This is a genomic window from Armatimonadota bacterium, assembly GCA_013314775.1.
Lineage (GTDB): Bacteria > Armatimonadota > Zipacnadia > Zipacnadales > JABUFB01 > JABUFB01.
The window spans coordinates 111,511-125,146 of sequence record JABUFB010000013.1 but is presented as its reverse complement, the minus strand read 5'-3'; the positions used below and the strand labels follow the sequence as shown (position 1 = coordinate 125,146).

Below are 13,636 nucleotides of genomic sequence, written 5' to 3'. Positions count from 1 at the left end.
CTCCAGCACTTGATGTGGAGGCGAAAGCGATCATGGCTCCGAGATGGCTCAGGCTTGTGCTCACAGTCGCGCTCAGTGCGACTCTTCACGCGTGGTCAGCACCAGTTGCATCCACCGTTCCCGCTCGCCAGTTCCTGGCGGACTTCGAATCCCCTGACCAGTTGGAGCACTGGAGGGCGTGGTCCAATACTCAGAAGGTCACGATGGAACTTGCCTCGCCCGGGTATGAGAGCGACACCTGCCTCAAGCTCACGGTGCCCGCACCAGACTGGGACACCCCTATCGTCGAGTTCCCCAGGCCGATCCGTGTCACTGACCGCACCATGGTGCGTTTCCGGCTGCGCGTGGGACCGGGCACGATGGAGGGCATCAACGTTCGCAATGCCACGGAGGAGGCGGAGTACCTGCTCACTTTCCCGCTTCCGGGGGGCGGATGGACGCTGGTCCAGCGGTACCTGAAAAGCGCACTGTTCAAGCGCTTCGGGAACCCGGATACGCCCAGAGACGGAGTAGTTGGCGACGAGATTTCCAGCATGCAGATTGCGTACGCGGGTACGGAGCTTTGTCTGGATGACTTCGAGATCTTCGAAGCCGAGGGCAAACTGCCTGAGCTCCCGTCGGATGCTCTCCTTCCTGAAGGCAGCTACCGTCGCCGGCGCTATGAGTGCCTGGAAACGGTCTTCCCCTTTGGCGTGATCAGCACCGTGGCGGCCGGGAACGTCGCCAATGCCGAGATTTTCGGCCAGACGGCCGATGAGCGTTTCGAAGACGACCTGCTGGACCTCAAGCGCCACGGGATGAATGCCATCTCCAACTTCTGCGATGATGGCCGCGTGGCCTGGCGCCTGAAACTGATGGAGAAGTACCGGCTGTACCTGGTGGAGACGGCACTGGCCAATGCCGACCTTCGCGACGCGGAGCCGGAGGATCACAGGCTCCGGCTGATCAGGGAGAACCGCGATCACCCGTGGCTGCTGGCGTGGTACGGGCGAGACGAGCCAAACGACTGCATTGCTTATCTGGAGAACAAGCAGATCGTTCAGGCGGCCGACCCCAATCACCCGGTGGCGAGCGCCTTCAATCTCATGCAGGTCGCCAAACTGCTCGGGCCGTACATGGAACTGATGATGCTGGACCCGTACTCGATATTCCGGCCGGAGCGCTCCGTGGACGCCCTGCTTTTCCACGCCGACCTGGTACGCAATGCCCGAGAGTACTCCAATGGCGGGAAGGTGTGGATGATCCCCCAGGCTTTCAGCTGGCGCCGCGGAACCAGATGCACGATGCGCATGCCTGACCCGTCGGAAGCGCTCTTCGATGTGTTCAACGCGATCGGCGCGGGCGCAGGCGGCTTCCTGTTCTTTATCTACAATGACACCTGCACATACCTGGACAACATGCTGCGGGGCGAAGAGTTCGATGACACCCTGGTCGATCCATGGGGCAATGCGCATCCTACCTACGAGGCGCTGAGTGCGCTTGCCCGTGATCTTGTCCCCGCGATGCCCGCACTTCTGGACGCCACCGAACCCGGGGACATGAAGCCCGAAGTCGAGTACGATACAGACCGCCTGACGCTGGGCCGCCTGCGCAATGGAATGGGCGACTACGTGGTTCTGTCCAACAAGGACCTGCTCCAGCCATACCGGGGTACGGTGCGGATCGCCCTGCCCGAGTGCCAGAAGCTTCACAACATGCTCACGCTGCGCGAAGTCCCGGTGGGCGGTGACGGCGAATTCGCTCTGGACCTGCCGCCGGGAGGTGGAGCGATACTCATGGCCGCCCCCGAGGATTCGTGCCGCTCTGTGCGGCGGGATATACTCGCCCGGCGCTTCGACCGGGAAGTCGAGGGCCTGAGCGTGGAGTGCGGCGTTTTGAAGGCGCAGGGGCTGGATGTGGGGGAGATTGAGAGTATGCTGGCCGGGATGGCGAAGCGCAGTCGCGACCGCGCCGCATTGCGCACGGTTCGCGAAATGCTGGACGCGGTGCGCAGGGAGGCCCCGGGGTGTTGGGAGATGGGGCTGGGGCTCGACCGAGCGCAGCGGGGTTTCGGGGAGATCCACCGGCTCATTCGACCAGTGGTCGCAAAGGTGGACTGCACTCAGGACCCGGAGTGGGTGGCGGCGTTGGGGCGATTGAAAGCCCTGAGCGTCACCTACTTCGGCCTCCGGCATGCGTTCAAGCGCGGCGATTTTTCCGGCCGCGCGGACCTCAACAGGCTGCTCGGGGAGCAGCAGGCGTTGAGGGCGGATGTGGCAGGACTGGTGGCGCGTGAACGATCGCGCTAACTACTGCGTCGCGTGGGACCGGTCGGCTGCGGCTACAGTGCTGCGCGCGCTGCCTGTGCTGCCTGGGCGATGAGCGCCAGCAGGTCGGCGTCGGTAACACCGGGCAGCGCAGCCGCGGGGTTCTCCGCGACGGTGGCCAGGCTTGTCGACGTTCGCATGGCGGCGAGCAGGCGGTCCACCAGCGTTGACGGCAGGCGGCCCACGCCCTGGAACCCCACAAGATCGGCGGTGTTGCGGTCGAAGAGCAGCTTCACCCGTGCATCCGGGTTCTCAGCGACCCCGACGACGACTTCCCTGCCAAGGCCCAATGCAGTGCCCTCGTTCAGGCCCACTGTCACGAAGCCCGCGCCGCAGATGGTCGTTGAGTAGGCTTCAATGGTGCCCGGGTCGCGCGGTCCGTCGCCATAGAGGTTCGCTGCTGCGATGCGCGCTTCGGCCGCCGCGATTGTGGCAGTGCGCAAGGGGCAGGACGCTTCGCCGAAAAAGGAGGTCTTCTCGGCACAGTCACCCGCCGCGAAGACGGTTGGGTCGGGAGTGCGCATTCGGTCATCCACCACGAAACCGCCGCATGCACCCACTGGCAGGCCGGACGCTTCACCAAGGTGGGTCTCCGGGCGCTCCCCAACCGCCAGGAGTACCACGTCCGCCGGGAACTCCCTTTCATCGGCGAGCCGGATGGCTTCCACTCGCTTTGTCCCGAGAATCGCCGCGACCCGCGTTTGCGTCAGGATCTCGACCCCGCTGTCTCTCAATAGGCTCTCTGCGCGGCTTGACATGCTCTCGTCGAATGCCACCGCGAGACAGCGCGGGAGCAACTCCACGAGCGTTACCTGCAACCCGTCCCGGCAGCCCAGTTCGCTCGCGAATTCAACACCCACGAACCCGCCGCCGATGATTGCCACACTGCTCGCGACAGCCAGGGCTTCGCGCATCGCGGCAAGATGCGGGATGTTCTTGCGGACCGGGAACACTCCCGGCAGGTCCACGCCCGGCAGGCGGGGCACGAACGGAGACGAACCCGTTGCGAGAAGCAGCCGGTCATAGCCCAGTCGCCGGCCGTCAGAAAGTTCCACCGTCTTCGCCTGGCGGTCCACCACGGTTGCCTCGCCGATCAGTAGCGTCACGCGGTTGCGGGTGTATACCGTGTCCGGCATAGCCTGCTTGCGCAGGGAATCCTCATCGCGCATCGCCTTGTAGATGTGCCACGGGATGACGGCGGCTTCTTCACGTCTGACGACGGCGATGGACTTTTCCGGATACAGTTTCCTTGCTGCCACGGCTGCGTTGCTTCCCGCCGCCGACCCACCGATGATCAGAATGTCGAAGTCAGGCACAGTGGTGACCTCGCTGTGACGGGGATGAAATCGCGCGGGCAGAGCCGCTATCCCTTGATCCCCGTGAGCGTGATGCCCTGAATGAAGGTGCGTTGGGCCAGGAAGAACAGAACGATGATGGGCACTGTGATGACGGTGGTGACGGCCATCAGCATGCCCGGATAGGATCCGTACTGGCTGGAGAAACTCGCCAGTCCCAGGGAAAGTGTGTACTTGCTTTCGTCCGCCAGGTAGATGAGTGGGCCGAGATAGTCGTTCCAGGTGGCCATGAACGCGAAAAGGCCCACGGTCGCCAGTACCGGCTTGCTCAAGGGCAAGACGATCTTGCGGTAGATGTCCCATTCGGTGCAGCCGTCAATGCGTGCGGCTTCCGTAAGCTCACCCGGGATGGTCATGAAGAACTGGCGCATCAGGAAAATGTAGAAGGCGTTCCCGAAGAAGTGGGGGATGATGAGAGGCCAGAGCGTATCCACCCACCCGATGCGCGCAAACATGACGAACACAGGCACCATGGTGACCTGGAAGGGGAGCATCATTGTTCCCAGCAGGATGTACAGGAGGGGATTGCGCCCGCGCCAGTTGATGCGCGCAAGGCCGTAGGCCACAAGGGAGCAGGACAGAATCGTCCCGAGCACTGTGGCCACACACAGGATGCTGGTGTTCAGCAGGAACCGCCAGAAGGGAATGAAGGTCAGCCCGTTGGGATAATTCTCGAAAGTCAATGGATTGGGGATCCACTCGGGCGGGAACTTGAAGATCTGAGCGTCGGTCTTCAGGGACGAGGTGATCAGCCACAATAGGGGCACGAGAAAGACGGCGCTCAGGAAGATAAGCGCAGTGTGGGCAAGGACCGTGGAGAGGACCGGTGTGCGGCGGGAACCGTCCCTATTGGCCTGCGGCATTATCTCCCCTCCCCTGCATAGTACACGAACCGCGCCGAGGTTCGGAATATCAATGCAGTGAATGCGAGGATCAGCAGGAAAAGGATCCACGCAAGCGCGCAGGCGTAGCCCATCTTGAAGTCCGCGAAGGCCACGTTGAACAGGTACAGAGAATAGAAGAGGGTGGAATCTACCGGCCCGCCGGTGCCCTGGGTCATGACGTAGGCTGGGGTGAAGAACTGGAAGGCGCCGATCATCCCCATGATGAGGACGAAGAGTATCTGGGGGCTGATGAAGGGCAATGTGATGTGCCGGACCCTGTGCCAGGCTCTAGCGCCGTCCACCTCGGCCGCCTCGTGAAGCTCCTGGGGCACGTCCTGCAGGGCCGCCAGGAAGATCACCATGGAGCCGCCCACGCCCCACAGACTCCAGAGAATGATTGCGGGCTTCGACCAGGCTGGATCGGCGAACCATCCGGGCGGCTCACCGAGGCCAAGTGACGCGAAAATCGGCCGCAAGAGAGCGTTGATCGCCCCGTTCTGTGGGTTGAAAAGCCATATCCACAAGACCGAGCTGGCTACCAGCGGAACAATTGACGGGACGAAAAAGAACGTGCGATAAAGCGCTTGCCCGCGCACTTTCATGTTGAGCAGAAGCGCCAGTCCCAGGGCCACGACGATACCCAGAGGGACAGCAATCACCGCATAGTACGCGGTGTTGCCGAGGGACTTCCAGAACAGCTCATCGTGCGCGAGATGAGCGTAGTTCGTGGCGCCCACCCAGACCGGCGGCTTCATGACGCTGTAGCGGGTGAAGCTGTAATAAAGCGACGCCAGCATGGGGTAAAGCGTGAAAATGAGCAAACCCAGGATCGCCGGCGCGCAGAAGAGCAGTCCGGCCAGGGTGCGCCCGCGCTTCAGGTCTTGGGCGCCGGAAGGCGTGTCCAAGCGCTCACCCCGATCTCCCGATATCGTGGACAGCTGCATCGAGCTCACTCCACCTGCCCGGAGTTGGTGGGTTGGGACCAACCGCTTCCCGCAGTGATGGTATCCAGTTCACGCTGGGTAGTCTCGGTGGCCCGTCTGAGTGCGGCCTGGGGGGAGAGCTTGCCGTAGACCGCGGCGTCCACGGCCCGGGACAGCTCGCGCATATACCGGGCCTGCACCGGCATCACAGGGCGCTGGTGGCGACATTCCTGGAGGATCCGCAAGAACTTGCCATAATGTTTCTTGCCCTGGACGCTCCTCAGATACGGTGACGCCTTGTACCCGGGGAAGAGCCCCGTGGCTTCGCCCACCAGCGCAGTCCCCTCGTCCGATGCGCAGAGCCACCGGATGAACTCCCAGGCAGCGTCCTGGTTCTCGGCGCCTTTCGGAATGGACACGCACCAGCCGCCTACCCATGAACTTCGCTGCTCACCGTCGGGCGGTGCCGGGATGAAAGTGACTCCGTAGTCGAGGTCCGGCGCGTACCGGGCCAGGTCGGCGATCCCACCGATGTGCAGGCACATCATGGCGACCTTGCCGGTTATGAAGGGGTTCTGTTCCGCGGATCCGAACCCGCGTTCGAGACTGGCGACCTTGGTGACGTCATACTCCTTCGCGTAAGAGACCATCCACTCCAGGGCCTTCACAACGCGCGGGTCGTCGGCAGTCACACGGCCGGTCTGGTAGTCGAAGAAATCGCCCCCGAAGGCCCAGCCCCAGGTGAAGATGGAATTGGCCGCCCCGTACTGCGACCAGGGGATGAGACCGATCTGGGTCAGCTCGTTGCCCTCTCGGCGAGTGAGGGCCCGTGCGCAGCGGTCGAGGTCTTCGATGGTTATGGGAGGTTTCTCGGGATCCAGGCCGGCCTCGCGGAATGCTTTCTTGCTCCAGACGAACCCGAAATTGGGGTCCGCGCAGAAGGTGAGCGCCCAGACGTCGCCTTTGTATGTGTTCTGTCGCCAGCAGGGCGCGAAGTAGTCATTCTCGGTAATGCCTGCCTGCTCACAGCGGTCGGTGAGAGGTTCCAGCGCTCCCCACTCGGCCCACGGAGCGACCTGGGGGCCGTCAACGAAAACCACTTCGGGAGGGCGTTTGGCAGCCACGGCAGTGAAGAACTTCTGGTTGGTCGCGAGGTCATTGGATGCGAAGACGGGGCGGAGCTCGATCTCCGGGTGCTCCTTTGCGAAGGCTTCACACAGTCTGGTGAAGCCCTCGGCCATGGTCCCGCCCCAGACATGCCAGACGCGGACCACCGTGCGGCCTGAGGATGATGACGCGTCGCGCCCGCAGCCCGCGATGGCAATGCACAGAAGGGCGGACAAAGCAATTGGCAGAAACCTTCGCATAGCCATACATTCCGCGAACCCCCACCGTTTACCTTCAGGCCCCCCAAGGAGGACGGGAGATGTCGGTGGCCACGCCGCCAACCCGCCGGACCGTCACCGCGCCGCGGGCACTAAGGTCACCTGCCCAAACCGCGCGCGGTCCTTCTCTCCTGCGATGCCTTGATGCCAGCCGTAATAGCCGCGACTGCCGGTGTCCATTTCGTTGACCAGCAAGCCGAATCCGAAGGTTATCCCGACTTGCGGCGACATTGGCGGCAGCTTGGCCCAGGGGATTGCCATTTCGTAGAGCGTGCGCCCTTCCTCGCGCTTGATGGCGCAGGGGAAGTCGATGTTGCCCGTTGGGGCAGGGGCCACGGCGCGCCATGACCACCGCTTCAGGCCTGCTCCGGTGAGAGCCACGCCCCACTCGTAGTAATCGCTGCCCGGCGCGTATGGCCAGGGCGCGAGCCCGAACTGGATGCCATCGCCGTCCCAGATCGCCCCCGCGTCCTGAGTGTTGGCATGAAGGTCGTCGGTAACTTCGGCCGCAAGGTACAGGCTGCTCTCGTCCCACTGCAATGCTGCGCGGGCCGAGATGTCGCCAGGCCCGCTGGGGGGGCCGTCAGATGGGTGCGAGGTCTCGCCGGTGTTCGCGCCAATCACGATGGGGAATAGCTCCGGCCAGTCGGACAGGTCGCCGTCTACGGAGACGGCCTGCCGGACTTGCGGGGCAGGAGTGAACACGAGCGTCCGTTCCAGCACCTCGCGCACACCGGTCTCTGCGACTGCTGACACCTGGAAGGGATACCGGGCCAACGGGTCCGGGCGCCCGGTGAGTTCGGCGGTCACAGTTCCCGTCCGGCCCGGACCAAGGGTCTGGAAGGGGATGCTGATCTCGTCACGGCGTAGACCACCCGAGACCGGCGAGCGAAGCTCGATCGACCCGGACACCGTTTCGGGTCCGAGATTGGTGACAGATAGGTTGACAGCAGCTGGGCCATTTACCACCGGAAGGGGGGTGATTTCCACCTGCAGCGGCGGGGTAACGGTCACCGCCAGCCGGTAGAAGCCGGCGTCGCGCGGGCCTTCGGTCTCACGCAGAACCAACCAGTGGGTGTCGAGTTCCGCGTCAGGCAGAGCGCGCACCCTGATGGAGTTGGCTTCGAAGCCGGCCTCAATGCCCGCCGGGGCGTCGAGGTTCAGCGTCCCCGAGACGCCGGGGATGGTTGCCGTGCCGGCTGCTCCCCGAGGCAGACGGAGTTCGGCCGGATTCACATCGATACCGGGCCCGATGCCGATGGACGCATCGGGCGCGGGAAGATCAAGAAGGAGCGGTTCGTCTCGCAGGTTGATGCAGAAGTTGCCTCCCACGCGCACCGACCATTCATGCCCGGCCACATCCACCACTGTGCCGTCGCCCTGACCGCAGGGGAGCGAGACTGAACCGGTGGTGCCTTCGCCCTCGGCCCAGGCAAGGAAGACCCGGCGGTCCCCGCGTTCCCACTCGAGGACCCAGTTCCCCTCTCCTGCGTCGTGTCGTTTGAGGAACCGGGCGTCCTGGATCGCCTCGGTGAGGCGCGCGTATGCCGCAGCGCCCTCGTGCGGCTCGCCGGTCCCGGGGTCGATGAGCGAGCAGTAGCGGAACTCGCCGGTGTTGACCCAGTGCAGCACGAACCACCAGGAAGCCAGCACACCGTGGGCCTCGGCAACCCCGTAGCGCTTGTAGACGTGGGATGCTTTGACACGCTCGGGCAACACCGTTCCCAGTGCGGCGGTGACCTCGGTGATGACGATGGGCTTGTCCACGCCATGCCGGGCCATGTCCGCGCGCACTTTGCTGAGCAGCCGGTCCATTTCGGGGATGGGCACATACAGGTGAAGGTCGATGATATCGGTGTACTTCCCACCACCGGCTGTCAGCAGCTTGTCCACCATCTCCGGGTCCACATTGAGGCCCGTGATGCCGCCCCACATCACCTGGCAGTCCGGGTCCGCGCGCTTCGCGGCCTCGTAGCCCACCCGGAGCACCTCGGCCCAGCGTTCGGGGATCCCCGGCTGGTACAGGTTGGGCTCATTGCCCAGTTGCCAGTATTTCACGAGATGCCGGAACTTCGAGACCGACTCGAACACATACTGCCCGTATTCCTCCAGGGGCATGTCGCCCACCAGGGCGCGGTTGGCTTCGTTGATCATCCCCACGTAGGTCACGCCGTAACGCTTCGCAAGCTCCATCTCGCGCTCATTCCAGTTGAAGTTGGGCCGCTGCCAGCGCGCCCCCAGACGCCTCTGCAGGTACGGGTGACCTTCGAGCAAAGCGAAGGGGGATGTCTCGTCCAGGCGGAAATCGGTGGGGCGTGGCACCACCAGCAGCCCGAAGGACGGGGCGGACTGGCCACCGGCACGCACCCGGGCAACAAGATGTTCGCGGATCGGCGCCTCGGCGGGTTCCGCGGTGATGGTAACCGGAGTGTCCCTGTCCGACCGGGCCTCGCAGATCGTCTCGCCACGCGTGATGGGTCGTCCTCTGCTATCGGTAACCTCCAGGAACAGGGGCACCGTTCTCGGCGGGCCCTCGGAAAGCCGCACGGAGGCGCGCACGGCCAGCGGCGCGCCGGGGTCGAAGACGCGCTCTGCGGCGGAGAGAGAGAGACTCACCGGGGGACTTGCGGAAGCGTCGTCGGTCGCGGGGGTCATCGCGACGTCATCCAGGTCGGCGGTTCCGGTGGAGGACCAGTTGAAGAAGAACGTGAGCCGCGCGTGTGCGGCACCGGCCGGCGCGTTCAATGGGGCGGACCGGTAGACCCAGTCGTGTGTATGCCCGTTGACAGCGGCAGCCCGGCCCGAACCCAGGTCCGCTCCGGCGGCATCGAGCCACTGGACATCGAGCACCGCGCTGTAGTTCGGATCAGCACTGGAGGGCATCTGGGTGCGAATCCAGCCGGAGATTAGCCACCTTCCCGGCTGTACGGGGATCAGACCGCTCTGGATGCGGGGTTTCGTGCGGTCATCGGCGCGTTGGATGCGCGCGCCCAGTTGTCCCGTCCGCGCGGCATCCCCGGTGATGGTCGCGCCGTCGGACGCCGTCCATCCGCCAGCCTCCAGGGAACTGTCCGTCAACACGTTGCCGCGGGCATCGGATGAGCGAGTCAGGGGCCCGGTCTGCCAGTCGCCGAGTGCGGGAGAGATAGCCGCGGTCAGGAAGGCCAGGACGCCTGGAACGAGATAGCGTGCAGGCTTCGGGCGCTTCATCGACCCTCACCTCCGGCTTCGTAGTCCAGGGGCAGGGGCTGGATGGTCACATCGTCAATCCAGACGGTGCCGATGGTGTCCTCGACGCGCAGGAAGATGGCCACGGCGTCGGCATCCGGCCGGAAGCGGGTGATAAGGGCGCGCTCCTGCCAGCCCCCGGTGTCGCCGGTGACGTAATGGTGCTCGCTGGCGTGGTTCTCCCCATGCCAGCCGGTGGGGACCGAATGGCGGTTGAACGGCAGCAGGTGGGTGAAGAAGTACCCGACGAGGCCCTCAGTCTTCGCCCAGAGGGAAATGCGGTAATAGCGGCGCGGGTCGATGCGGACCCGTTGCCAGATGTGGCAACTCGTGTGCTCCCGGGCATCATACCGCAGGCTGTGGGAGCCGGAATGCGCCACGGCATCATCCACTCGCGCGGTGTAGTCCGATGGAACCACGGTCCAGGGCCCCATTCCCTCTTCGAAGCCGCCGTTGGTGAGGAGATTCGCCGGCAAGTCGGCGTCATCCAGCCGGATGCCCGCGTAGTCCTCGTCGCGCAGCGGCACCTTCGCCCCAGGTGGGACCTCAACTCCGGCCTGTGCTACCGAGAACTCATCGAACCAGACCGTTCCCTCGCCCTCGATGCGGAAGTAGAAGAAGAGCCGGTTTGTGCCGCCGGGCAGGTCGCCGATGGTGACCCGGTGGCGGGTCCAGTCCTGGTCCGCCGGAAGTCGCAGGTGCCCTGTGGGGGAGAGCTTCACCCAGCCCAGCGGGCGGTACTGCTCGCCGGGTTTGGGGCCGTGGGCGAGGCAGCGGATCTCGGCGACCCCGGCCACTCCCCGGGTCTTCGTCCAGACCTGCAGCACATACTCGCCGCCTGTCTCCACGGACACCGGGGCCTCCAGGTTGTAGGCCGCCACCTCGGTATCCGCGGCGCCTTCCAGCCGGATTGCCGCCACCCCGTGGAACTTGTCCGCGGTGTCGAACGCGATCCGCCCGGAGCCACCCTTCGCCCAGGCGGTGTCCCGCCAGCCGCCGGATGCCCAGCGGTCGCAGTCCCAGTAATAGAGGACCCCCTCGGGCAGCTTCTGTTGCCCGAAAGCAGCGCAGACTGTCAGCAGGGCCGACAGCAGCAGCAGGTGCCTCATGGCTGTTCCTCCCGTATCTGCGTCGCGCGTGCTACTTCGCGGTGAACCACGCGAACCGGCTCACCTTGATCCACTCCTGGATCATGAACTCCGCGTCGGCATGGTCGATGGCGCCATTCTCGTCGAAATCCGCCTTCGGAGTGAGGGCGCCCTGGTGGTGATAACTGATCCAGGCCGCGAAGAACAGGGCCATGTCCTTCCCGTCCAGCGCAGCATCACCGTTCAGATCCGCTTCGCCCAGATAGGGGATTGTGGGCGGTGGAGGTGGCGTCTGGGCCATCGCCTGCCCGGCGTTGAATATGAGGGCCAGTGCGGCGAGGATGCGGACTGATGTCATGGTGGGTCTCCGGTCCATCTGAACTGTCTTGCGGTCATGTGCGGCTACTCGGGCGGCGTTGCGCAGCCGTGGTCCGGGATGCCCGGCAGTTCGTACCACGACGCGAGGAACTGGGCCAGCGTACCCGGATAGTCCGCGGACTTCAGGTTCATCCATGTGAGCTGATCGCCCACCGCGAAGTAGATCCGGGTGAGGCCGTCCAGCTCCACCAGTTCCGGGTCCGATGCATTGATGCCTTCGTCGATACCTTCGGCTTGCAGCACCGGATTGGCCGCGCTCAGTTCCCAGTGTCGCAGGTCGGCGGAGCGGGTGATGTACGTTTCGAACACGTGGCGGGGTGAGCGTCGCTCCAGGTAGAGCACATAGTAATAGCCGTCCGCGTAACGTATGCACGGGCAGGCAGTGTAGCGGTTGGTGCCGAAGGTGGACTCCGGCAGCTTCGTCCAGGTCTCCAGGTCGTCTGACCGCGCGAACTTCACGGTGAAGGCGGGGTACGCCGGGTCGCTGCTCTCGTAGGTCATCACGAATCCGTCCGGGCCCTTGCAGACCGAGGTGTTGAAGATCCCCTCATTTTCGCCCTGCACCGCGAGACGCGATTCCCAGGACTTGAGGTCGCGCGACTTGAACAGGGTGACATCCCGCCAGTCTCCGTTCTCCCAGCGCGAGGCGAAGACATACGCAGTGCCGCCTTCCACGATGATCGACGCCAGGCCGTAGCCTTCCGCGCAGCGCCCCAGTTCCTCGCCGGTCTCCGCGTCCGTGAAGCGCAGGTAGTAGTCTTCGACGCTCCCGCCGGAACCGGGCCGCACGCAGTCCATGTGGCACAGCCGCCCGTTCCAGATGAAGGGCGACAGCTCGCACATCTCCCGGCGCACGACGCGCCGGTTCGTGAGCTTCACCGGCTTTTCCGGAGAGGGGGGCAGAAGCGTCTGGAACACATCCACCGGCCAGTGGGGTATGCGGTGGATGCCCGCGGGGACGTCCTGCTGATACTGCACGTAGGCCTTCACATCGCCCTTCGTGGTGTAGCCGATGTCGCCCACGGTCTGCTTTTCCACGACCACCCCGAAGACCTTATAGCCCATGAGGGTGCAGTCCTCGAGGTCCACATGCAGCAGCTTGCCTTCCTGCACGCTCTGGATGATGCCGTCTGTGGGCGTCCCATGGGGCTGGGAGAAGTTCAGGACGATGAGCCGGCAGCGACTGAGGCGGACCCGGGTGAACGTATGGAAGCCGAAGTTGCTGGCCTTCAGCGCGCATTGGGGGCCGACCATGGTGCAGTCCTCAAACACCGCATCCGGCCGCTCCGGCATGGCCTGGTTTTCAACGCGGACGTATGCTCCGGCGGTATCGCCCCACATATCCAGCGCCCACAGGTGGCAGCGGCGGAAGGTGATGGGCTCATCCGGGCGCGACAGGCAACTGGCAACGCCGCCACCGAATGCCCGACCGATGCTCACGCAATTCTCGACCACCACTGTGAAGGGCTTCACCTGGTCGGTGCAGTCGAAGAAGAGGCCGCCGTCGCCCCCGGTGACGTACAGGTTGGCGATGCGCCAGCGGTCCCAGCAGATTGCGGAGAAGGTCTCGTCCTGATGCTCCGGCGACCATCCCCGGGAGTAGGCGCGGATCGGCCCCCACCAGTCGTAGCTCTTGAAGCCTCGCTGGTCGGGGTCGCTGGAGTCGAGGATTACGTAACCGGTTGTGCCCGAGCCGAACTTGCCGTCCACATCGCCGATAAGCTCGTTGTACGCGCCCTGGGCACCTTTGTTGGAGGGGAACAGGTTGGCCTCGAAGTAGGTGTCCGGGCGCACGATGACCCGATGTCCGCCCTGGTCGTCAGGGATCGCCTGCAGCGCTGCCTGGATTGTGTTGAATGCCTTAGCCCAGGAGGAACCGTCGGAGTTATCCCCGAGTTTCGAGACGTAGAGCGTTGCCCCTGAACCGGGTGCAGCGACCGCGAGCAGGCAGACGGCGGCGAGAAGTGCAATGGCGATGGCGAGCAAAGCTAGTCACGCCTTTCTTCAATAGCGGCATGTCGTACCCGAAGCGGCGGGGCGCCACTCCATGCCCAGCATGGTGTGCTGTGCTGCAGGCTCTGTCTCCAGA

At 64.5% G+C, this 13,636-nt stretch carries 9 protein-coding genes; 1 reads left to right on the top strand and 8 read right to left on the bottom strand.

Annotated elements, in window-relative coordinates; all coding sequences use genetic code 11:
- Positions 1-32: 32 nt before the first annotated feature.
- The gene (locus HPY44_17275; protein ID NSW57762.1) at positions 33-2,288 is read left to right on the top strand and encodes a hypothetical protein; all 2,256 of its coding nucleotides are present in this window, start codon (positions 33-35) and stop codon (positions 2,286-2,288) included.
- Between the two features lie 32 nt (positions 2,289-2,320).
- On the opposite strand, the gene HPY44_17270 is transcribed toward HPY44_17275, so the two are convergent.
- The 8 genes from HPY44_17270 to HPY44_17235 all read right to left on the bottom strand — a co-directional run bounded on the left by HPY44_17270 (position 2,321) and on the right by HPY44_17235 (position 13,533).
- Entirely contained in the window at positions 2,321-3,622 is a 1,302-nt protein-coding gene (locus HPY44_17270) for an FAD-dependent oxidoreductase (protein ID NSW57761.1), read from the bottom strand.
- A 47-nt stretch (positions 3,623-3,669) separates the two neighbouring features.
- Positions 3,670-4,524: a carbohydrate ABC transporter permease gene (locus tag HPY44_17265; GenBank protein ID NSW57760.1), complete on the bottom strand. Its 855-nt coding sequence runs from the start codon at positions 4,522-4,524 to the stop codon at positions 3,670-3,672.
- Positions 4,524-5,489, bottom strand: a complete 966-nt coding sequence (locus tag HPY44_17260; GenBank protein NSW57759.1) for a sugar ABC transporter permease — start codon at positions 5,487-5,489, stop codon at positions 4,524-4,526. Before HPY44_17260 ends, HPY44_17265 begins: the two co-directional genes overlap by 1 nt.
- A gap of 5 nt (positions 5,490-5,494) precedes the next feature.
- Positions 5,495-6,835 carry an ABC transporter substrate-binding protein gene (locus HPY44_17255; GenBank protein ID NSW57758.1) on the bottom strand — a complete coding sequence of 447 codons (1,341 nt, stop codon included), beginning with the start codon at positions 6,833-6,835 and terminating at the stop codon, positions 5,495-5,497.
- A gap of 93 nt (positions 6,836-6,928) precedes the next feature.
- Complete coding sequence (locus tag HPY44_17250) at positions 6,929-10,063, bottom strand: hypothetical protein (GenBank protein NSW57757.1); 3,135 nt, start codon at positions 10,061-10,063, stop codon at positions 6,929-6,931.
- Complete coding sequence (locus HPY44_17245) at positions 10,060-11,190, bottom strand: carbohydrate binding domain-containing protein (GenBank protein NSW57756.1); 1,131 nt, start codon at positions 11,188-11,190, stop codon at positions 10,060-10,062. The genes HPY44_17250 and HPY44_17245 overlap by 4 nt, the downstream gene beginning before the upstream one ends.
- Positions 11,191-11,221: 31 nt before the next feature.
- Complete coding sequence (locus HPY44_17240; protein NSW57755.1) at positions 11,222-11,527, bottom strand: hypothetical protein; 306 nt, start codon at positions 11,525-11,527, stop codon at positions 11,222-11,224.
- A 44-nt stretch (positions 11,528-11,571) separates the two neighbouring features.
- Positions 11,572-13,533 carry a hypothetical protein gene (locus HPY44_17235; GenBank protein NSW57754.1) on the bottom strand — a complete coding sequence of 654 codons (1,962 nt, stop codon included), beginning with the start codon at positions 13,531-13,533 and terminating at the stop codon, positions 11,572-11,574.
- Positions 13,534-13,636 lie beyond the last annotated feature (103 nt).